This window comes from Cupriavidus yeoncheonensis (genome assembly GCF_905397275.1).
Taxonomy (GTDB): domain Bacteria; phylum Pseudomonadota; class Gammaproteobacteria; order Burkholderiales; family Burkholderiaceae; genus Cupriavidus; species Cupriavidus yeoncheonensis.
Map to the genome: position 1 here is coordinate 176719 of NZ_CAJPUY010000009.1, position 20710 is coordinate 197428.

At 68.0% G+C, this 20710-nt stretch carries 19 protein-coding genes; 8 read left to right on the forward strand and 11 right to left on the reverse strand.

The features are described from left to right. Positions 1-89: 89 nt before the first annotated feature. From hscA to iscX, 3 genes are read left to right on the forward strand one after another with little or no spacing between them, the layout of a single operon-like run. Positions 90-1955 (forward strand): Fe-S protein assembly chaperone HscA, encoded by a 1866-nt coding sequence (hscA, locus tag KHO22_RS14390; RefSeq protein WP_211947816.1) that lies wholly within the window; start codon positions 90-92, stop codon positions 1953-1955. A 43-nt stretch (positions 1956-1998) separates the two neighbouring features. After that, positions 1999-2337 (forward strand): ISC system 2Fe-2S type ferredoxin, encoded by a 339-nt coding sequence (gene fdx / locus KHO22_RS14395; RefSeq protein ID WP_211947817.1) that lies wholly within the window; start codon positions 1999-2001, stop codon positions 2335-2337. Between the two features lie 15 nt (positions 2338-2352). Further along, positions 2353-2547 carry a Fe-S cluster assembly protein IscX gene (gene iscX / locus KHO22_RS14400; protein ID WP_211947818.1) on the forward strand — a complete coding sequence of 65 codons (195 nt, stop codon included), beginning with the start codon at positions 2353-2355 and terminating at the stop codon, positions 2545-2547. A gap of 13 nt (positions 2548-2560) precedes the next feature. Here iscX and KHO22_RS14405 read toward each other — a convergent pair whose 3' ends face one another. The 7 genes from KHO22_RS14405 to prfB all read right to left on the reverse strand — a co-directional run bounded on the left by KHO22_RS14405 (position 2561) and on the right by prfB (position 9934). Further along, entirely contained in the window at positions 2561-3541 is a 981-nt protein-coding gene (locus KHO22_RS14405) for a hypothetical protein (protein WP_230426872.1), read from the reverse strand. Between the two features lie 168 nt (positions 3542-3709). Next, positions 3710-4513: an ABC transporter permease gene (locus KHO22_RS14410; RefSeq protein WP_211947915.1), complete on the reverse strand. Its 804-nt coding sequence runs from the start codon at positions 4511-4513 to the stop codon at positions 3710-3712. 5 nt (positions 4514-4518) lie between these two features. Continuing rightward, positions 4519-5355: an ABC transporter permease gene (locus KHO22_RS14415; RefSeq protein ID WP_211947916.1), complete on the reverse strand. Its 837-nt coding sequence runs from the start codon at positions 5353-5355 to the stop codon at positions 4519-4521. Positions 5356-5361: 6 nt separating this feature from the next. Continuing rightward, positions 5362-6219 (reverse strand): ABC transporter ATP-binding protein, encoded by an 858-nt coding sequence (locus tag KHO22_RS14420; protein WP_211947820.1) that lies wholly within the window; start codon positions 6217-6219, stop codon positions 5362-5364. Positions 6220-6378: 159 nt separating this feature from the next. Beyond that, positions 6379-7929: a lysine--tRNA ligase gene (gene lysS / locus KHO22_RS14425; protein ID WP_211947821.1), complete on the reverse strand. Its 1551-nt coding sequence runs from the start codon at positions 7927-7929 to the stop codon at positions 6379-6381. A 51-nt stretch (positions 7930-7980) separates the two neighbouring features. Continuing rightward, positions 7981-8736 (reverse strand): SDR family oxidoreductase, encoded by a 756-nt coding sequence (locus KHO22_RS14430; RefSeq protein ID WP_211947822.1) that lies wholly within the window; start codon positions 8734-8736, stop codon positions 7981-7983. A gap of 93 nt (positions 8737-8829) precedes the next feature. Further along, positions 8830-9934 (reverse strand): peptide chain release factor 2 gene (gene prfB, locus KHO22_RS14435; RefSeq protein WP_211947823.1). Its coding sequence is split into 2 segments (ribosomal slippage): positions 8830-9852 and positions 9854-9934, totalling 1104 coding nucleotides; the frame shifts between segments, so codons are not numbered across the junction. A gap of 202 nt (positions 9935-10136) precedes the next feature. Between prfB and KHO22_RS14440 the strand changes: the two genes are divergently transcribed. Further along, positions 10137-10859 (forward strand): peptidoglycan DD-metalloendopeptidase family protein, encoded by a 723-nt coding sequence (locus KHO22_RS14440; RefSeq protein ID WP_211947824.1) that lies wholly within the window; start codon positions 10137-10139, stop codon positions 10857-10859. 15 nt (positions 10860-10874) lie between these two features. On the opposite strand, the gene recJ is transcribed toward KHO22_RS14440, so the two are convergent. Then, positions 10875-12572 (reverse strand): single-stranded-DNA-specific exonuclease RecJ, encoded by a 1698-nt coding sequence (recJ, locus tag KHO22_RS14445; protein WP_211947825.1) that lies wholly within the window; start codon positions 12570-12572, stop codon positions 10875-10877. A gap of 30 nt (positions 12573-12602) precedes the next feature. Further along, positions 12603-13703: a hypothetical protein gene (locus KHO22_RS14450; protein WP_211947826.1), complete on the reverse strand. Its 1101-nt coding sequence runs from the start codon at positions 13701-13703 to the stop codon at positions 12603-12605. Between the two features lie 117 nt (positions 13704-13820). On the opposite strand from KHO22_RS14450, the gene KHO22_RS14455 reads away from it, so the two are divergent. Continuing rightward, the gene (locus KHO22_RS14455; protein WP_211947827.1) at positions 13821-15071 is read left to right on the forward strand and encodes a lipoprotein-releasing ABC transporter permease subunit; all 1251 of its coding nucleotides are present in this window, start codon (positions 13821-13823) and stop codon (positions 15069-15071) included. Continuing rightward, a complete protein-coding gene (locus KHO22_RS14460) occupies positions 15064-15801 on the forward strand; it encodes an ABC transporter ATP-binding protein (protein WP_211947828.1) in 738 nt (245 codons plus the stop codon). Before KHO22_RS14455 ends, KHO22_RS14460 begins: the two co-directional genes overlap by 8 nt. Before the next feature lie 24 nt (positions 15802-15825). Here KHO22_RS14460 and KHO22_RS14465 read toward each other — a convergent pair whose 3' ends face one another. Then, positions 15826-16173, reverse strand: coding sequence for a DUF2845 domain-containing protein (locus KHO22_RS14465; RefSeq protein WP_211947829.1), 348 nt, complete (start codon positions 16171-16173; stop codon positions 15826-15828). A gap of 129 nt (positions 16174-16302) precedes the next feature. Between KHO22_RS14465 and KHO22_RS14470 the strand changes: the two genes are divergently transcribed. After that, a complete protein-coding gene (locus KHO22_RS14470) occupies positions 16303-17157 on the forward strand; it encodes a TatD family hydrolase (protein ID WP_211947830.1) in 855 nt (284 codons plus the stop codon). 70 nt (positions 17158-17227) lie between these two features. Then, positions 17228-19639, forward strand: coding sequence for a DNA internalization-related competence protein ComEC/Rec2 (locus tag KHO22_RS14475; RefSeq protein ID WP_211947831.1), 2412 nt, complete (start codon positions 17228-17230; stop codon positions 19637-19639). 11 nt (positions 19640-19650) lie between these two features. Here the strand turns inward: KHO22_RS14475 and KHO22_RS14480 are convergent, their stop codons facing one another. Beyond that, positions 19651-20580, reverse strand: a complete 930-nt coding sequence (locus KHO22_RS14480; RefSeq protein WP_211947832.1) for a MurR/RpiR family transcriptional regulator — start codon at positions 20578-20580, stop codon at positions 19651-19653. Between the last annotated feature and the right edge of the window lie 130 nt (positions 20581-20710).

Sequence of the window (20710 nt, forward strand, 5' to 3'; positions counted from 1 at the left end):
CGTTTGGCGGGGCCATGTGACAATGGCGCCCGTCGCGAAAGCCGCCTGCGCGGCGGTCACCATCGCGCACGAGAAAGCGAAGAAACATCATGGCACTGCTCCAGATTTCCGAACCCGGCATGTCGCCGGCGCCCCATCAACGCCGGCTGGCCGTTGGCATCGACCTTGGCACCACCAACTCGCTGGTGGCGGCGGTGCGCAACAGCATCCCCGAAGTCCTGGCCGACGATCGCGGCCGCGCGCTGCTGCCCTCGGTGGTGCGCTACCTGGCGGACCGCACCACGCATATCGGCTACCGCGCCCAGGACGAGGCGGTGCGCGACCCCAAGAACACCATCGTTTCGGTCAAGCGCTTCATGGGCCGTGGCCTGAAGGACGTGGCCCACAACGAGCACAGCCCTTACGATTTCGTCGATGCGCCCGGCATGGTGCAGATCAAGACCGTTGCGGGCGTGAAGAGCCCCGTGGAAGTCTCGGCCGAGATCCTGGCGACGCTGCGCCAGCGCGCCGAGGACTCGCTCGGCGATGACCTGGTCGGCGCCGTCATCACCGTGCCGGCTTACTTCGACGAAGCGCAGCGCCAGGCCACCAAGGACGCCGCGCGCCTGGCCGGGCTGGAAGTGCTGCGCCTGCTCAACGAGCCCACCGCGGCGGCGATCGCCTATGGCCTCGACAATGCGTCCGAGGGCCTCTACGCGGTCTATGACCTCGGCGGCGGCACCTTCGATATCTCGATCCTGAAGCTGACCAAGGGCGTGTTCGAGGTCCTGTCGACGGGCGGCGATTCCGCGCTTGGCGGCGACGATTTCGACCAGCGCCTGCTGTGCTGGATCGTCGAGCAGGCGGGCTTGCAGCCCTTGTCGGCGCAGGACATGCGACTGCTGATGGTGCGCGCGCGCGCCGCCAAGGAAGCGCTGTCGGAAAACGACAGCACCGTGATCGACGCCGTGCTGGAATCCGGCGAGATCGTGCACCTGGCGCTGACTGACGAGGTCTTCAACACCATCACCGCGCACCTCGTGCAGAAGACCCTCGCGCCCGTGCGCAAGGCGCTGCGCGATGCTGGCGTTGCGGCCGACGAGGTCCAGGGCGTGGTGCTGGTCGGCGGTGCCACGCGCATGCCGTCGATCTGCAAGGCAGTCGGCGATTTCTTTGGCCAGCCGCCGCTGACCAATCTCGACCCGGATCGTGTCGTCGCGCTCGGCGCCGCGATGCAGGCCAACCTGCTGGCCGGCAACCATGCGCCCGGCGAGGACTGGCTGCTGCTGGACGTGATTCCGCTGTCGCTCGGCGTGGAAACCATGGGCGGACTCGTGGAGAAGATCATTCCGCGCAACAGCACCATTCCCGTGGCGCGCGCGCAGGAGTTCACCACCTTCAAGGACGGCCAGACCGCCATGGCCATCCACGTGCTGCAGGGCGAGCGCGAGCTGGCCAGCGACTGCCGTTCGCTGGCGCGCTTCGAACTGCGCGGCATTCCGCCGATGGTGGCCGGCGCGGCGCGCATCCGCGTGACCTACCAGGTCGACGCTGACGGCCTGCTGTCGGTCACCGCGCGCGAAACGCATTCGGGCGTGGAGTCGTCGGTCACCGTGAAGCCGTCGTATGGCCTGGCCGACGACGACATTGCGCGCATGCTGCAGGAAAGCTTCCGCGAAGCCGAGCACGACATGAAGAGCCGCGCGCTGGCCGAGGAGCGCGTCGAAGCCGACCGCCTGGTCGAAGCCACCGCGCGCGCGCTGGAGACGGACGGCGACCTGCTGTCCGCCGACGAGCGTGCCGCGGTCGAGGCGCTGATTGCCTCGGTACGTGACATTGCCACCGGCGAAGATCATCACGCCATCAAGGCCGCGGTCGAGACGCTGTCGCGCGGCACCGACGAATTCGCCGCCCGCCGCATGGACCGCTCGATCAAGAGCGCGCTGGCCGGGCGCAAGGTGCAGGAACTCGGCTGATCACCGGCCCTTGCACCACCAGGAATCAATACCAGGACACGACATGCCACAGATCATCGTATTGCCCCACGCCGAATACTGCCCGGAAGGGGCGGTGATCGAAGCCAAGACCGGCGTCAGCGTCTGCGACGCGCTGCTGGCCAACGACATCGACATCGAGCACGCCTGCGAGAAGTCGTGCGCGTGCACAACCTGCCACGTGATCGTGCGCGAGGGCTTCAACTCGCTCGACGATGCCGAGGAGAAGGAAGAAGACCTGCTCGACAAGGCCTGGGGCCTGGAGCCCAATTCGCGCCTGTCATGCCAGGCTATCGTCGCCGACGAAGACCTGACCGTCGAGATCCCGAAGTACACCATCAACCATGCCAAGGAAGGCCACTGAGGCCCGGAGAACCCCATGAAGTGGACCGACACCTACGACATCGCTTCGGCGCTGTATGACAAGTTTCCCGACGTGGATCCGGTAACGATCCGCTTCACGGACCTGCGCAAGTGGGTGCTGGAGCTGGACGGCTTCAGCGACCTGCCCGAGCGCTCGGGCGAGAAGATCCTCGAAGCGATCCAGGCGGCGTGGATCGAGGAAGCGAACTGAGCCCCCGGCACCATCAGAAGCGATAGCCGACACCCGCCAGGAACAGGTCGGCATCGCGGTCGTAGCCGGTCATCACCCGGTTCCACGACAATCGGCCCAGCCAGTGGCTGCTGACCCGGTAGCTCGCCGACATCGTCAGCAGGCCAGCCCAGCGCGAAGGCGAGCCCTCCGCGCCCGGGCCGCGGATATGCAGCGTGGTTGCGTAGTACGGGCCGGCGCCGACGCCCAGGGTCAGCCGCTCGTCAAGGAAGCCGCCGCCCAGCCAGGCCTGCGCCGCCACGCCGCGGCGCTGGACCAGGTCGGAGTTGCTCTCCGAGAAGTAGCTGACGGTCCCTTCCACGCCTCGCCAGAAGCCGTGCCGATACTCCGCGGCCGCCGCGAAACCCGTTTCCGAATGAAAGCTGTTCACGATGCTGGCGCCAAGGAATACCGTCAGCTCGTCGCCGGTCAGGACATTGGTACGGGTGCCTCCAATGAAAGGCCCGTCGCGCCGGCCGTGATCGAGCTGATAGCCGACGCCAAGCAGCACCGTGTTCGAGGTGAAGCTCGTCCAGGCCTGCGCGCGGTCATACCGCGCCTGCACCAGCCACGGGCCGCCGCTGACATACCAGGTCGCCGCCGCGCTGGCCAGCAGCGCGACCCCGTGATGGTTGCGGTAGCTGCCGTCGGGCAGTTCATCGGCAGTGTCGAAATACAGATAAGGGCCCGCACCCACCGACAACGCAAGCTGGCGGCCCGGCGTCAGCCAGCGCCACCATAGCTGGGCAGCATGGCCGTCGCGGTGGTGGCCGCTGACGTGTCCTTCGTTCAGGTAGGTGTAGGTCGCATACCAGTGGTCCGCGAGGTTCTGCTGGTAGCTGTAGGCATAGACCGCGCTGCGCTCGTCGTCACCGTGGATCGGCGGGTTGGTGTGCACGCCGCCCAGCAGCAGGAGTTCCTGTCCATGTGCCGCATGCTGAAGCATGGCCAGCAGGAGTCCGCCTGCCAGAGGCATGACGCGTTGCCAGATCCGGAGGGTCCTGCGGTTGGCGCAATGCATCTTGGGGGTTCCGATGTGCCGGGGGACGCTCAAAAAGCATAGCAAAGTGCTGAAACGGTTGCCGAGCCGCCGCGGGGCCTCATTGTTACGAAATATTCCGCAAGGATGGGTAGCGCTCAGCGCCTAGCTGCCTGTCGATGCATAGTGGCGCACCCCGGCGCGCCACGCGCAGAAGGCTGCGGCCAGGAAGGCGAAGCCCGCCAGCGGCGATACCAGCCCCATCCAGTCAGGCGCTCCGAGCGGGTCGGCCTTGCCCAATATGGCCAGCACCGGGTAGTACGCGACGCAGGCCAGCGGAACGGCAAAGGTCAGCACGTACCGGAACCATCGCGCATACAAGGCCATCGGATACTGCGCCGCCTCCACGCCGCCGTACGTCAGCATATTGGCGACCTCCAGGCTTTCGATCGTCCAGAACGACAGCGTGCCCTGCAGCACCAGGATGCCAAGAAACAGCGCGACCCCGCCTGCCAGGGCGAACAGCGCAATGGCAATCGAGGCTGGCGCCCATGCGATATCAGCCTGCCCTGTGGCGAAAGCCAGCACCAGCAGCCCCTGCAGCAGGCGTCCCAGGCGACTGATGCGCACATCGTGCCCCATCAATTGCAGTGCCAGCGGGCGGGGGCGTAACAGCAGACGGTCGAATTCGCCGGTGCGCAACAATGTCGTGCCCAGGACGTCGAATCCGCGCCCGAGCGCATCGGCGATGGCGAACATGCAGTTCACCAGCCCGTAGAACAGCGCCACTTCGCCAATCTTCCAGCCCTGCACGTTGCCGAAGCGGTGAAACAGCGCCCAGATTGCGATCACTTCTATGCTGGTGCCCAGGAACTGCCCCACGGTCAGCATCAATGCCGAGCCGGGATAGCGTGCCTGACCGCTCAGCGAGGCCGTCATCAGGCGGGCGAACAGCGCCAGCGAGCCCATGCGCCTCATCCGCCCTGCACCTCGAGCCGACGCATCGTGCGCCCCATGGCCGCCTGGCCGGCGGCAACCAGCAATACGATCCACAGGCATTGCAGGCCCAGCGCGGCGAGCATCTGCATGCCGCCGAACTGGCCGAAGTAGATGCGGGCCGGAATATCCATCACGCCCGCCAGCGGCTGCACCAGCAAGACGGTCTGCCAGGCGTCCGGGAGTAGCGCCAGTGGCAGCAGGTTGCCCGAGAAGACAATGACCACCGGCCCCATCAATACATTGATGCCGCGTTCATTGAGCGCCGCAGCGGCAGCGACGTTGAGCAGCATGACCAGCGATGTGGACAGCAGCAGCGCAAACAGTGCCGAGGCGATGAAGCCCATGCCCGCCGCGAAGCCGGCAGGTGGCTTCCAGGCCCATTCACCAAGTCCGACCACCGGCATCACGATGCCCGCGAACGCGAGCATCAAGGCCGCGCGTGGCAGCACCCGCGCCGCTGTCCAGCCGGCCGAGCGTGCAAACCACAACGCATAGGCATTCACGGGCCGCAGCCGGTCGTAGGCGACGGCGCCGGTGCGCACCGCCTGTGCTACCTCGGGATCTCCCATCCAGGGCAGCAGCGCGAACAGGCCCTGCGCGAGCCATGTGTAGGTGATCGCCTGCGCGAGCGACAGCGGCGAACCCTGCGCCGTGGCGCTGTCGTAGAACGCTGCCAGCACCATCACCTTGATGCCGCCCCACCAGCACTGCGTACCGAAGCCCGCGTATGCCGCCGCGCGGTACTGCAGCATCTGCAGGAAGCGGGACCGCAGCGCGGCAAGGTAGGGGCGCGCGAGCTCGCGCGGCGCCATCATCGGTTAGGCCTCCGCCGCGCCGTGCATCGCGTAGAAGCGTGCGATGACGGCCTCGATGGTCATGCCCTCGTCCTCGGCATCCTCTGGCAAACCGTCATCGAGCCGGCGAGCGTCGAGCACCTGGTCCCGCAAGGCCTCGACGCCGCAATCGGCCAGTACGCGGCCGTGGCCGATCACGATCACGCGTCGGGCCAGCGCCTCGATGTCGTGCATGTCGTGCGTGGTCAGCAGCACGGTGGTGCCGCGTTCCCGGTTCGTGCGCCGGATAAAGTCGCGCACCGCGAGCTTGGAGGGGGCGTCGAGCCCGATGGTCGGCTCGTCGAGGAACAGGATGTCGGGCTCGTGCAGCAAGGCCGCCGCGATCTCGGCGCGCATGCGCTGCCCCAGCGACAGCTGGCGCACGGGCTGGTCGAGCAGCCGCTCCAGGTGCAGCAACGCCACCAGTTCGTCGCGCGTGCGCGCGAAGCGGACCGGATCGACCCGATAGATATCGCGCAGCAGCGCGAAGCCGTCGCCAACCGGCAGGTCCCACCAGAGCTGCGTGCGCTGGCCGAAGACCACGCCGATGCGCGCCACGTGCCGCTCGCGGTCGGCGAAAGGAACGCGCCCGTTGACTTCGACATGGCCGCCGTCAGGGCGCAGGATGCCGGCAAGAATCTTGATGGTGGTCGACTTGCCCGCGCCGTTCGGGCCGATGAAGCCGAGCAGCTCGCCGCGCTCCAGTGCAAACGACACGCCGGCCAGCGCTTCGACCGTGCGATAGCGTGGCCGTACGAGCGCGCGCAATGCCCCGAGCACGCCAGGGTCGCGCTCATGGATGCGATAGGTCTTGCGCAGTTGACTGACTAGGATCTGGGACATGGCCGCGGCGCGGGAAGGGCGTGGGATTATACATGAGGTGCGCTAACCGGCACGCCCCGGGGCATCCCTGCATGCGGGATTCCCTTTGCGCGCGCCAAAGAAAAACCCCGCCAAAGAGGCGGGGCTTCACTGGTTGGCAGAGCATGCCTGCGACCGGACTCAGTCCTCGCGCCGCAGGTGCGGAAACAGGATGACGTCGCGGATGTTCGGGCTGTCCGTCAGCAGCATCACCAGGCGGTCGATGCCGATGCCGCAGCCGCCCGTCGGGGGCATGCCGTATTCCAGCGCGCGGATGTAGTCGGCGTCGTAGTACATCGCCTCTTCGTCGCCGGCATCCTTTTGCTCGACCTGCTTGCGGAAGCGGTCGGCCTGGTCTTCGGCATCGTTGAGCTCCGAGAACCCGTTGGCGATCTCGCGGCCGGTGATGAACAGCTCGAATCGCTCCGTGATGCCCGGCACCGTATCCGAGGCGCGCGCCAGCGGCGAGACTTCCACCGGGTAGTCGATGATGAAGGTCGGCTCCCACAGCTGGCTTTCGGCGGTTTCCTCGAACAGCACGAGCTGCAGCGTGCCAAGGCCGGCATTGAGGAACTGCGGCGCGCTGGTGTTGACGCCGAACTTCTTCAGCTCGGTGCGCAGGAACTCGGCGTCGGCCAGCTGCGCGTCGGTATATTGCGGCGCGAACTTCTGGATGGCCTGGCAGATGGTCAGGCGATGGAACGGCTTCGACAGGTCGAGTTCGCGGCCCTGGTAGTTCAGCACCGCGGTGCCGCTGGCGTCGATGGCAGCCTGGCGGATCAGGTTTTCGGTGAAGTCCATCAGCCAGCGGTAGTCCGTGTAGGCCGCGTAGAACTCCATCATGGTGAACTCGGGGTTGTGGCGCGGGCTCACCCCTTCGTTGCGGAAGTTCCGGTTGATCTCGAACACGCGCTCGAAGCCGCCGACGATCAGGCGCTTCAGGTACAGCTCGGGCGCGATGCGCAGGAACATCTGCATGTCCAGCGCATTGTGGTGCGTGATGAACGGCTTGGCCGCGGCGCCGCCCGGGATCGGGTGCAGCATCGGCGTTTCCACTTCCATGAAGCCGGCGTCGGCCATATGGCGGCGCAGCGACGACATCGCGTTGGTGCGCGCACGGAAAGTGTTGCGGGTTTCCGGCGATACGATCAGGTCCACATAGCGCTGGCGGTACTTCATTTCCTGGTCGGCCAGGCCGTGGAACTTGTCCGGCAGCGGGCGCAGCGACTTGGACAGCAGGCGCAACTCCTGCACCTGCACCGACAGTTCGCCCTTGTTGGTGCGGAACAGCACGCCGCGCGCGCTGATGATGTCGCCGAGGTCCCAGTGCTTGAAGGCCGCGTAGACGTCTTCGCCAACCTTGTCGCGCGTGATGTAGAACTGGATCTGGCCGCTGCCGTCCTGCACGGTGGCAAAGCTGGCCTTGCCCATGACGCGCTTGAGCATCATGCGGCCGGCGATGGCCACTTCGACCGGGGTGGCTTCGAGCGCAGGCTGGTCGGTCTCGCCGTACTGCGCGTGCAGTGCGGCGGCCTGGTGCGTCGGACGGAAATCGTTCGGGAAGGCCACGCCTTGCTGGCGCAGGGCCGCCAGTTTCTCGCGCCGCTCCGCGATGATCTTGTTTTCGTCGGCGGCGGGCACTTCTGCGGTCGGGGAGGCCGGTGCGGCCTGGGCGCGGGTGGGTTCGGTCATGGTGTCTTGTCGGGACGTGCGCGGCAAGCCGCGCACGGATTCAGTATGGCTTCAGTAATTGCGCAGGTCGTCCAGCTCGGTGCTGCCGAAGTCCGGGCGGTGCAGGTAGGCAAGGATGCGGCCGGCGGTTTCTTCCGCTGAGGCAAGCTGCTGATTCGCTTTCAGGTCGCGGAAGCGCTGCACCTGGGCAAAATCGGCATTGCGGATGGTGTCCTGCATGCCGGTGTCGACCACGCCGGGCGCGAGCGCCACGGCACGAACCGTGCGCGGTGCCGGGGCGCCGGCGTACTCGGCGTTGACCGAGCGGATGAACATGTCGAGGCCGGCCTTGCCGGCGCAATAGGCGCTCCAGCCTTCGACCGGGCGGCGCGCCGCGCCGGACGAGATGGCAAGCACCTTGCGCGGGCAGTCGAACTTCTCCGTGCGTTCCAGGAACGCGCCGGTCATGATCATCGGCGTGGCCAGGTTGGTCAGCAGGTGCGGCAGCAGCGTGCTTTCCTGCAGGCGCGACACGGGGCCGATCGGCTCGACCACGCCGGCATTGAGGATCAGCGTGGCGCTGGCCGGCCGGTCCTGGCTGTCCAGCACGCTGGACAGCCAGCCGGCGGCCGACGCGGGCTGCGACAGGTCCTGCAGGTGCCAGGCTACCGGCACGCCGCTCATGGTGGCGACGCGCTCCAGTTCCAGGTTGCGGCTGCGCGCCACGCATACCAGGCGGTTGCCCGGCACGAGCAGCGCATTGGTCAGCGCCGCACCGAGCCCGCGCGAGGCGCCGGTGATGATGTAGAGGTGGTCTGCTTCGCTCATGATGCCCCGTTTGGAACGCCGCCCGCGGCGGGCGGTGCATGGTTGGCGGATGCGGTCCGGCGCCATGCCCGCGGGGCGGGCACGGCAGCGGCCTTACAGTCCCTGCTTGAGGCTGGCCTCGATAAACGGGTCCAGATCGCCGTCCAGCACCTTCTGCGTGTTGGACATTTCCACGTTGGTGCGCAGGTCCTTGATGCGGCTCTGGTCCAGCACGTAGGAGCGGATCTGATGGCCCCAGCCCACGTCGGTCTTGCCGGCTTCGAGCTTGTCGGCCTCGGCCTGGCGCTTGCGCATCTCATGCTCGTACAGGCGCGACTTCAGCATCGACATGGCCTCGGCACGGTTGCGGTGCTGCGAACGGTCGTTCTGGCACTGCACCACGATGCCGGTCGGGATGTGCGTGATCCGCACCGCCGAATCGGTCTTGTTGATGTGCTGGCCGCCGGCGCCCGACGCGCGATACGTATCCACGCGCAGATCGGCCGGATTGACCTCGACCTCGAACGACTCGTCGACTTCCGGATACACGAACACCGACGAGAACGAGGTATGGCGCCCGCCCGACGAGTCGAACGGCGACTTGCGCACCAGGCGGTGCACGCCGGTTTCCGTGCGCAGGTAGCCAAAGGCGTACTCGCCCTCGATCTTGATCGTCGCGCTCTTGATGCCGGCCACGTCGCCTTCGGACTCTTCGAGCACCTCGGCCTTGAAGCCCTTGCGCTCGCAGTACTTCAGGTACTGGCGCAGCAGCATCGAGGCCCAGTCGCACGCTTCGGTGCCGCCGGCGCCGGCCTGGATGTCGATGAAGGCATTGGCCTGGTCCATCTCGCCCGAGAACATCCGGCGGAATTCCATGCCGGCCACGATTTCCTCGAAGCCCTTGACGTCGGTCTCGATCGATTCGAGCGTGTCGTCGTCGCCTTCTTCCTTGGCGAGTTCGAACAGCTCATCGGCACCGTTGAGGTCGTCCGTGAGCTTGCCGAGGACGCTCACCACGCCTTCGAGTGCTTTCTTTTCCTTGCCGAGATCCTGGGCGCGCTTGGGGTTGTTCCAGACGTCCGGGTCTTCCAGCAATCCGTTGACTTCTTCCAGCCTTCCTACTTTGACATCGTAGTCAAAGATACCCCCGTAGATCTTCCGTCCGGGAACGGAGATCGGAGATTGCACCGGAGATGGCGTTGAGGCGTTCTGCTTCCATGATGATCCTGCGCTTCCAAAACCTTGAATTATAGCGGACTCGGGGCGTATTTCGGCGTCGCGGCGGCGCTGGCAGCCCTTTGCGCGGCGAACGCAAGCGCCTGCCGATGGTCTACCCGGAGGGCCGTGCGACGCGGGCGGCGATAATAGAGCCGCGCCAGGGCCGCTAGCCGCCCTCCCGAAGACCACCTCCACAGGGACGAATGACGCCAACAAGACACGAAACCGCCGGCCGACGCCGGATGCTCGGATGGATGATCGCAGCTGTTTCCACCGCGCTGGCCGCCGCTTGCGGCACGATGTCCACCGAACCCGCGCCCGAAGGCTTCTACCGCGTAGAAAGCGGCGACACGCTCTATTCCATCGCCCGCAAGCAGCGCCGCAACGTGCGCGACCTCGTGCGCTGGAACAACCTCCCCAGCGCCGACCGCATCGAAGTCGGCCAGCTGATCCGGGTCAGGCCACCGGGATCCGGCACGGCGACAGCCGCTTCAGCCGGCACGCCGTCGCAGACTGTGACGGATGCGCCGCGCGCGGACAGCGGCGGCCAGTCGCAGGCGCCTGCCAGCGCCATCCGGCTGCAATGGCCGTCTGACGGCAAGGTCACGTCGCGCTTCTCGCCGCCCGCCAGCAAGGGCCTGACCATTGCGGTGCCGCCCGGCGGCACGGTAAAGGCCGCCGCAGCGGGCTGGGCCATCCACGTCGGCAACCTGCGCGGCTACGGCATGCTGGTGATCGTCAAGCACAACGACGACTGGCTGACCGTCTACGGCAATCTCGACAAGCCGCTGGTCAGCGAAGGCGCCCGCGTGGCCGCGGGCCAGGACGTCGGCAGCATGGGCGGCAGCGGCAGCGAGCTGCACTTCGAGGTGCGCGGCAACGGCAAGCCGGTCGATCCGGCCAACTACCTGCCGGCACGCGGGTAGCGCTAGCGGCGCAGGCTACTGCGCGTGCTCGATCACGAGCTGCACGCGCGTGGCGCCGTTGAAGGTGTTGTTGTCGAGCCGGTAGGCCACCTGCGCGCTGGCGCCGAGCTCGTCGGCGTGGTTGAACCAGATCGCGTCGAAGCGTTGCCGGCCGCGCCCGAGCTGCAGCTTGAGGTGCTTGCCCTTGAGCACGCTCTGGCGCAGCACGTCGAACTCGCCACAGAAGGTCGGCGCCGGAAAGCCCTGGCCCCAGACCTGCTGCTCCAGCAGCGTGACGAATTCCGGGCTGAAGCACTGTTCCTCGATATCGCCGTCGGTCTCGATCACGCGCGCGAGCTGGTCGTCCGTCAGCCATTCGCGGCCCACGGCCTCGAACGCTTCCTGGAACTGCTCGAAGGTATCGGCGCGCAGCGTCAGGCCCGCGGCCATGGCGTGGCCGCCGAACTTCACCAGCAGGCCGGGGTGGCGCTTCGAGACCAGGTCGAGCGCATCGCGCAGGTGGAAGCCGGGGATCGAGCGGCCCGAGCCTTTGATCGTGGCATCGTCGCCCGGGGCGAACGTGATGGTCGGGCGATGGAACCTGTCCTTCAGCCGCGAGGCCACGATGCCGATCACGCCCTGGTGCCACGTGTCATTGAAGATGCTGACCGTGAAGCGCGCGGACGGATCGGGGCCGGCCAGCGGCTGCTCCAGGATCTGCAGCGCTTCCTGCTGCATGCCGGCCTCGATATCGCGCCGCTCGCGGTTCATGCCGTCCAGCTCCTGGGCGATTTCCCAGGCCCGGTTCGCGTCGTCGGTGAGCAGGCATTCGATGCCCAGCGACATGTCGGCGAGCCGGCCGGCCGCGTTCAGGCGCGGGCCCAGGCCGAAGCCAAGATCAAAGGTATTGGCGCGCGTGGCCTCGCGTCCCGCCGCGCGGAACAGCGCCGCCACGCCGGGATGCATGCGCCCGGCGCGCATGCGGCGCAGGCCCTGCGCGACCAGGATGCGGTTGTTGGTGTCGAGCTTGACCACGTCGGCCACGGTGCCGAGTGCCACCAGGTCCAGCAGCACGTCCAGGCGCGGCTGCGTGGCCGGCGTGAACGCGCCGCGCCGGCGCAGCTCGGCGCGCAATGCCAGCAGCACGTAGAACATCACGCCCACGCCGGCCAGGTTCTTGCTCGGGAATTCGCAGCCGGGCTGGTTCGGATTGACGATCACCGCGGCCGCGGGCAGTTCCGAGCCGGGCAGGTGGTGGTCGGTCACCACCACGTCGATGCCGAGCGCGTTGGCGGCCGCCACGCCATCCACGCTGGCAATGCCGTTGTCGACCGTGACGATCACGTCGGGCTGCTGCCTTGCGGCGAGCGCGACGATTTCCGGGGTCAGCCCGTAGCCGTACTCGAAGCGGTTCGGGACGATGAAATCGACCTGCGCGCCCAGCATGCGCAGCCCGCGCACGCCGACGGCGCAGGCGGTGGCGCCGTCGCAGTCATAGTCGGCCACGATCAGCAGGCGCTTGCGTGCGGCGATGGCGTCGGCCAGGTACTCGGCGGCATGGCCGATGCCCTTCATGGCCGTGGGCGGCATCAGCTCCGGCAGTTCGGTGGCAAGCTCGGCGGGCCGCGCCACGCCGCGCGCGGACAGGATGCGGGCCAGGGTCGGGTGCAGGCCGGCAGCCGCCAGGGTGCTGGCGTGCTCGGCGGAATAGGGGCGGATGGCAATCCGGGTCATGGGGTGGTCTGCTTTTTCTGGATTCGGGATTCAGGCGGTGAAGGCCAGGTCGGACAGCAGCGCGCGCCAGTCGCCACGCTGGCCCATGCCGCGCCAGAACTTGCGCAGGTCGGCCCGGCGCACGGTGAATTCGGCGAAGTGGTTCTCGCCGCCGAGCACCAGCGTGATGGCTTCAATGCTGCCGTCGCCAAGTGCCTGCAGCGCGGGTGCGAACCAGTCGGCGTCCAGCGCATGCATGCGTTCGATCCACAGGCCCCAGTCCTGGGCGATATGGGCCTCGGTGGCGCTGTCCAGCATTGCCATGACCGGGCCGTCGGCCTGCACGCCGGCAAATCCGGCGGGGAGAGGCGCGATACGGCTGCCCCCTGCAAGCCCGAGGCCGGCCAGGAACGGATCGCTGGCCAGAATGGTGTCGGCCAGCCTGGCCACCGGCTGCATCGCGCCGCCGCCATACAGCCAGACGGAATTGATGGACAGTTTCCCGGCCGCCTCGCGTGCCTGGTTGACCGGGTGGTCGAACCAGGTCATCTGGATCTCGTTCTGCAGCCGGCGCCAGTCGCGTGCGCGCGCGCCATCCTGCAGCCAGATGTCGATATTGCGGCCCGTGGCGCGCAGCGGGGTGGTGGCGTCGAGCGGGCCAAATACGGCTTCCGGCAGGTACCAGCGCGCCGCGCCGGGCGCCTCGAGCGTGATGTCCGCTTCGCGCAGCAGCGGCTCGATGGCGGCGCGCAGCGACGCGGCTTCCTCGTCACGCACGCGCAACTGGTCGGGGTGGATCAGCACCAGGTGGTCGCGGGCGGCATGGATATGCACCAGTTGCAGGCAGGTCCAGGCTTCGCTATCCGCCGGCGCGGCACCGCCGCTGTCGGCCAGCCGCATATAGGGCGCCATCGGCACCCTGGCCGTGTCCAGCCCGGCCTTGCCGGCCAGCCAGCGCTCGTGCGGCAGGCTGCGCAGCCAGGGGTCGTCGTGCCGCTCGCGCTGGCCGGGCGTGGCCCGGGTCAGCAACTTTCCGAGCGCGGGCAACTCCAACTGCCGCAGCAGCGCGCCGGGCACGACGTCGTCCGTGGCATCGTCGCCGGCGCCGGGCGGGACGGAAAAGGGCACAATCAGGGTCAGGTGCGTCATCATGGTGGCGAGATTGTAAACTTCCGGCTGGCCGGCGCCAGCCTCGAGTGTGGCGCGGGGCTCCCGGCGCTGCCGGGCCGCCCCGGGCACAGGCGCCTTTCCGAAACAACAGGAACCCTCTTGAAATTTCCCTACGAGTGGCAGATTGGCTGGCGATATACCCGCGCAAGCAAGCGCGCCAGCCGCAATACGTTCATATCGTTCATCTCGATGATCTCGATGCTGGGGATCGCGCTCGGTGTCGCCGCGCTGATCGTGGTGCTCTCGGTGATGAACGGCTTCCAGAAGGAAGTGCGCGACCGCATGCTGTCGGTGCTGTCGCATATCGAGGTGATCGGGCCGTCGGCGCTGCCCGACTGGCAGCGCACCGCGGCCGAAGCCGCGCAGAACAAGGAAGTCGTCGGTGCCGCCCCCTATGTGGCGGCCCAGGCCATGCTGACGCGCGAAGACGCGGTGCGCGGCGTGCTGCTGCGCGGCGTGGACCCGGCCGAGGAGCCGAAGGTGTCCGACATCGGCAAGCAGTTCAGGGCCGGCCACATGGAAAGCCTGCAGCCGGGCGAGTTCGGCATCGCGCTGGGCAACGAGCTGGCCAATGCGATGGGCGTGCAGGTCGGCGACAAGATCACGTTGCTGGCGCCGCAGGGCACCATCACGCCGGCCGGGGTGTTGCCGCGGCTGAAGCAGTTCACCGTGGTGGGCGTGTTCTCGTCAGGCCATTTCGAGTTCGACAGCGCGCTGGCGCTGGTGAACATCCGCGACGCCGAGACCTTGTTCCGCATGAGCGGCCCGACCGGCGTGCGCCTGAAGCTGGCGGACATGCAGCGTGCCCCGCAGGTGGCCAATGAACTGGCCGGCACGCTGTCCGGCGAGCTCTACCTGCGCGACTGGTCCAAGCAGAACCGCAACTGGTTCGCGGCGGTGCAGACCGAGAAGCGCATGATGTTCATCATCCTGACGCTGATCATCGCCGTGGCCGCGTTCAACCTGGTCTCGACGCTGGTGATGACGGTGACGGACAAGCAGGCTGACATCGCCATCCTGCGCACCATGGGGGCGCAGCCGGGTTCGATCATGAAGATCTTCATCGTGCAGGGCGTGGCCATCGGCTTCATCGGCACCTTGCTGGGCGTGGCCGGCGGTACGCTGATCGCCACCAACATCGACGTGATCGTGCCTTTCATCGAGCGGCTGCTGCACGTGCAGTTCCTGCCGCGCGACATCTATTTCATCAGCGAACTGCCTTCGGACCCGCGTGTGAACGATATCGCCACCATCGGCATCATTTCCTTCGTGCTGGCCACGCTGGCCACGCTCTACCCAAGCTGGCGCGCCGCCCGCGTCAATCCGGCGGAGGCGCTGCGCTATGAGTGAAGCCATGCTGCAAACTGAAACCGCACCCGTGGCCGGGCAGCCGCGCACGGGCACGCCGGTGCTGCTCGGCGAAGGCCTGTTCAAGCGTTTCCGGCAGGGCGGACTCGACGTCGAAGTCCTCAAGGGCGTGGACGTGCGCGTGGACGGCGGCGAAAAGGTGGCCATCGTCGGCGCCTCGGGCTCGGGCAAGAGCACGCTTTTGCATGTGCTGGGCGGGCTGGACAACCCCGATGCGGGCCGCGTGGCGCTGCACGGCAAGCCGTTCACGGCGCTGCGCGAGCGCGAGCGCAACGTCGTGCGCAACCGGTCGCTCGGCTTCGTCTACCAGTTCCACCACCTGCTGCCGGAATTCACGGCGCTGGACAACGTGGCCATGCCCATGCGCATCCGCGGCCTGGACCAGTCCGCGGCGCGCGCCGCGGCGCAGGCCATGCTCGATCGCGTCGGCCTGGGCGGCCGTGCCAGGCACCGCCCCGGCGAACTCTCAGGCGGCGAGCGCCAGCGCGTGGCCATTGCGCGCGCGCTGGTCGGCCAGCCTGCCTGCGTGCTGGCCGACGAGCCGACCGGCAACCTGGACGACCACACCGCGGGCGGCGTGTACGACCTGATGCTGGAACTGTCGCGCACACTGGGCACGAGCTTTGTCATCGTCACGCACGACCTGGACCTTGCCAGCCGCTGCGACCGGGTCTTGCGGCTGCGCGACGGGCACATCCACCAGGAGCGCTGACGCCTCCGGCCGCGTGCGCGGCGCTCAGCGCACGCGGTTACCGTAGCGGATCGCGCGGACCTGGCCTTCGGTGAACAGCAGGATGGTCATGAACTGGCCGTAGCCGGGGTTGTAGGTCCACTCCTCGACGTTCTCGCAGGCGGGGGTGATGACGCTGCCATCCTGCGCGGCAGCCCTGGCCGCGGCGTTCGGCAGCGGTTTGCAGAACGCGTCGCGGTAGACCGGTTCGCCGCAATTCTGCAGGATCTCGGCCTTGCCGTCGCCGTTCCGGACGAGGTAGCCGCCGCAGCGCATCGACTGGGCGCCGGCGGGTGCGGCGCAGAGCAGGACGGCTGCGGTGAGGATGCTGCCCGTCAGGTGGATTGCCTTCATGCAAGCTCCTTGGATAGGCCGCGGCGCGCCCAGGCGCGCTCAACATCACATCGGCCGATCCGGAAATGTACGAAAATTGTGGAATCCGCGCTACCCCCGCCGGCGGAACCCCTTCAGGACTTGCGTGCCATGTGGATCGACACCCATTGCCATCTCGATGCCAGCGAATTCGACCCTGACCGCGCCGATGTTGCCGACGCGGCCGCGGCGGCCGGCGTGACCGGCATCGTGGTGCCCGCCGTGGCGGTGTGGAATTTCGACGCGGTGCGCACGCTCGCGCGGCAGGATTCACGCTGCGTCTATGCGCTCGGGATCCATCCGCTGTGCTCGGCCGCTGCGGCGCAGGCTGACGTGGATGCATTGCGCAGGGAGGTGACGGCGTCGATCGGCGATCCGCGCTTTGTCGGCATTGGCGAGATCGGCCTCGACTTCTTTGTCTCCGGCCTCGATGCCGAACACCAGACCTGGCTGTACATCGAGCAGCTGAAGATCGCGCGCGAGTTCGACCTGCCGGTGCTGCTGCACGTACGCAAGTCGCAGGACCAGGTCTGCGCGCAGTTGCGCAAGCTGGGCGTGCGGCAGGGCATTGCCCATGCCTTCAACGGCAGCCACGAGCAGGCGCGCCGCCTTATCGACCAGGGGCTCAGGCTGGGCTTCGGCGGCAACGTGACCTTCAGCCGCGCGCGGCAGATCCGCCGGCTGGCCACCGAGTTGCCGCTCGAGGCGCTGGTGCTGGAAACCGATGCGCCGGACATCGCTCCGGCGTGGCTGTCCGATGACCAGTTCGGCGAGCAGCACAAGGCCCGCAACACGCCGGCCGAAGTGGCAGGCGTGGCGAGCGTGCTCGGTGAACTGCGCCAGTTGGAGCCACTCGCGCTGGCGCAGGCCATGTGGCGCAACTCGGTGGCGGCGCTGCCGCGCCTGGCCGCGTTTGCCGACGCGATGGCGCCAGCAGGCGCCAACCCGGCCGACAACAAGTCCTGACTCGCTGACAAGCTTTTCCCGGCAACGCGGGGGTACAAGGAAGACCCTCTGGACTTGCCGGGAAAGCTTCGTGCGCCTGATCCTGCTGGGTTTCGTGGCCGGCTGCTGGACCTTGCAGCGGCAGGGCGCCGTGCCGACGGCCGGGATGCTGGCCATGGCAGCGCTGTTGCTGACTGCCCTGATCGCGCTGGCCGTGGCGCGGCTTGCGCACCGGCCTGCAAGCTGGCTGGCGCGCGGGGCGGCCGTGCTGTTGGGGCTCGCCGTGGGCTTTTGCTGGTCCGCGTGGCGCGCGCAGTTGCGCATGGATGACTGGCTGGCGACGCGGCACGAGGCGCGCGACATCGAGGTGACCGGCGTGGTATCCGGCCTGCCTGCCGAACTGGCGCCAGGCGCACGCTTTGCCTTCACGGTCGAGGCCGCGCCGCGCGGCGAACGCGTGCCGGACCGCATCGTCCTGAACTGGCGCGAAGCCCCCGCCGCATTGCGCCCGGGCCAGCGCTATGCGTTCACGGTGCGATTGCGCCGTCCGCGCGGGCTGGCCAATCCGTACGGCTTCGACTACGCGTACTGGCTGCTCGAGCAGGGCTATGGCGCGACGGGGTACGTGCGCAGCGTGCGCAATGGTCCGCTGGAAGCGGCCGGCGAGCGGCTCGCGTGGCGCATCGAGGCGCAGCGAGCGTCGCTGCGCGACCGTATCCGTGCCGTGCTGCCACCTGGCGCCCGTTTCGGGCCGGTCCTGGTGGCGCTGGTCGTCGGCGACCAGCGCGGTATCGACAGTGAAGACTGGCTGCTGTTCAACCGCACCGGCACGGGTCATCTGATCAGCATTTCAGGGTTGCATATCACCATGATCGCGGGTCTGGCCGCGGCGCTGATGCGCTGGGCGTGGCGCCATTCCTTTGGCCTGGGCCGCCGCTTGCGCCGGCCGCTGCCGTTGCGGTGCCCGGCGCGGCAGGCGGGGCTCGTGGCGGCCGTGCTGGCCGGCTTGGGCTATGGGCTCATTGCCGGGTTGCAGATCCCGGCGCTGCGCACCGTGGCGATGCTGTCGATCGCCGCGCTCGCCGCCTGGGGCGCGCGCACGCCGCCGGCGTCGATGGTGCTTGCGTGGGCGGCGTTCGTCGCGCTGTTGCTGGACCCGTGGGCGGTGCTGCTGCCGGGCTTCTGGCTGTCGTTCGGCGCAGTCGGCGTGATCTTCCTGGCGGCGGCACGTGCCGAAACGCCGGCGAGAGGCTTCTGGCCACGCGTGCGTGCCGCGCTGGCCGCCGCGGCGCGCACGCAATGGGCCGTCACGCTCGGGCTGGTGCCGCTCACGCTGCTGCTGTTCCGGCAGTTCTCCGTCATTTCCCCGCTTGCCAATGCCATCGCCATTCCTGTGGTGAGCATGCTGGTTACGCCGCTGGCGCTGCTGGGCGCGGTGATGCCGTCAATCCTGGCCGGGCCACTGCTGGCCATTGCGCATCAGGCACTGGCGTGGCTGGCGGTGCTGCTGCGGTGGCTGGCCTCGCCCGAATGGGCCGTCTGGGAAACGGCGCAGTCCGGCGCGCTGGAGACGGCGTTGGCCCTGCTGGGCACACTCGTCCTGCTGGCGCCGCCGGCATTCGGACTGCGCACACGGCTGCACGGGCTGCTGTTGATCCTGCCCATGGTGCTCGCGCGTGGCGATGAGGTTGCATCCGGAGAATTCCGCGCGGTGATGCTCGACGTGGGGCAGGGCACCGCCGTGCTGGTGCAGACGCGCACGCATGCCTTGCTCTATGACGCCGGGCCAGCCTATGCCTCGGGCGGCAGTGCGGGAGCGCAGGTCGTCATGCCCTACCTGCGCGCGGCTGGTGTACGCAAGCTCGACCACCTGATGGTCAGTCACGAGGATATCGATCACGCGGGCGGAGCGCGGCACGTCATGGAGGCCGTGACAGTGGATGCAAGATCCACCGCCGCCCCGGCGGGACACGAGCTGCTTGGCAAGACCGAATGGCGGGCGTGCGGGGCTGGTCAGCACTGGGAGTGGGATGGCGTGCAGTTCACCGTGCTGCATCCGGCGGCGGAGCAGTCCCGCGATGCGGCCGTCGCGAGCAATGCGCGCAGTTGCGTGCTGCGTGTGGACAATGGCCGCCGGAGCCTGTTGCTGACCGGCGATATCGGACGGGAGGAGGAACGTGAGCTGGCCGGGCGGCTACCTGCGGCGCTGGCGCGTGCCGATGTTCTGGTGGTCCCGCACCATGGCAGCGGCACATCGTCCAGTCCCGAGTGGCTGGCGGCCGTCAGCCCCGATGCGGCGGTGTTCCAGCTTGGTTACCTCAATCGCTACAAGCATCCGCGAGCCGAAGTGTGGGAGCGCTATGGCAACGCGGGCATCCAACGCTACCGCACCGACGAAACCGGCGCGGTCACCATGGATACGCATGGCGAAGGCTATTCGCTGGAGGCGTTCCGCCAGGTGGAGCGTCGCTACTGGCGCGACGCACCAGAGGCGCCGCGATAGCCGGCGCGCCATCAGCCGGCAGTGCGGGAGCGGGGCCGCGCGGCTGCCTTGCGGGTGGCGGGTGGCAATGGCGCATCCGCTTCCTGCGGTGCCCGCGCGGGTTCGGCGCCGCCGATGCGGCGCTCGCGCAGATGGGCCTTGGCGCGCTGCAGTCCTGCCGCCACGGTGTCGGCGCGTTCCAGCGCCACGCCGGCTGCCAGGACATCACCGAGTACGAGGTGGCAGATGCGCGATGTCATGGGCGTATAGACTTCGCTGTCCTCCTCCACGTCCGAGAACACGCAGACGTCGGCCAGCTTCGCCAGCGGCGAGCCGCTATGCGTCAGCGCCAGCACGCTCGCGCCGCTGGAGCGGGCCAGGGTGGCGGCGGTCAGCATGTCCCAGGTGCGGCCGCTGTTGGAAACCAGCACCGCTACATCGCCGGGCCCGAGCAGCGCGGCGGACATGCTGAATACATGCGGATCGGAGTAAGCCGTGGTGGGCATGCCCAGGCGGAAGAACTTGTGCTGGATGTCGAGCGCGACGATGCCCGAATTGCCGCAGCCGTAGAACTCGATCCGGCGCGCGGCGGCCAGCAGGCGGATGCCGTGCTCGACCTGGTCCGCCGAGAGCGCATTGCGCACGCTCATGAGCGTGGCGATGGTGCGGTCGAATACCTTGCCGGCAATGTCGGCCGGGCCGTCGTCCGGCTTCACGTCCTGGTGGACGAAGGGCGTGCCGCCGCCCACGTTCTGCGCGAACTGCAGCTTGAATTCACGGAAGCCGTCATAGCCCAGCGCCGCGCAGAAACGCGCGATGGTGGGCTGCGACACGCCGGCGCGCTCGGCCAGTTCCGGCATGGAAAGCCGGATCACGCTGGCGCCATGGCGGGCCACATAGTCGGCCAGGCGGCGTTCGGACGGGCGGAGCGTGTCGTAAACGGCAAGAATTCGGTCGCGCATGGCGGTGGCGGGTGTCGCGGTCAGGATCGTGATGTAGATATTCTACAGCGACCCAGCCCCATGGAGGCGGAGGGTTGACCTGAAATTGCGCTAGGGATTTCCCGTATTCTGGCGCTTCTGAGGAATTTGT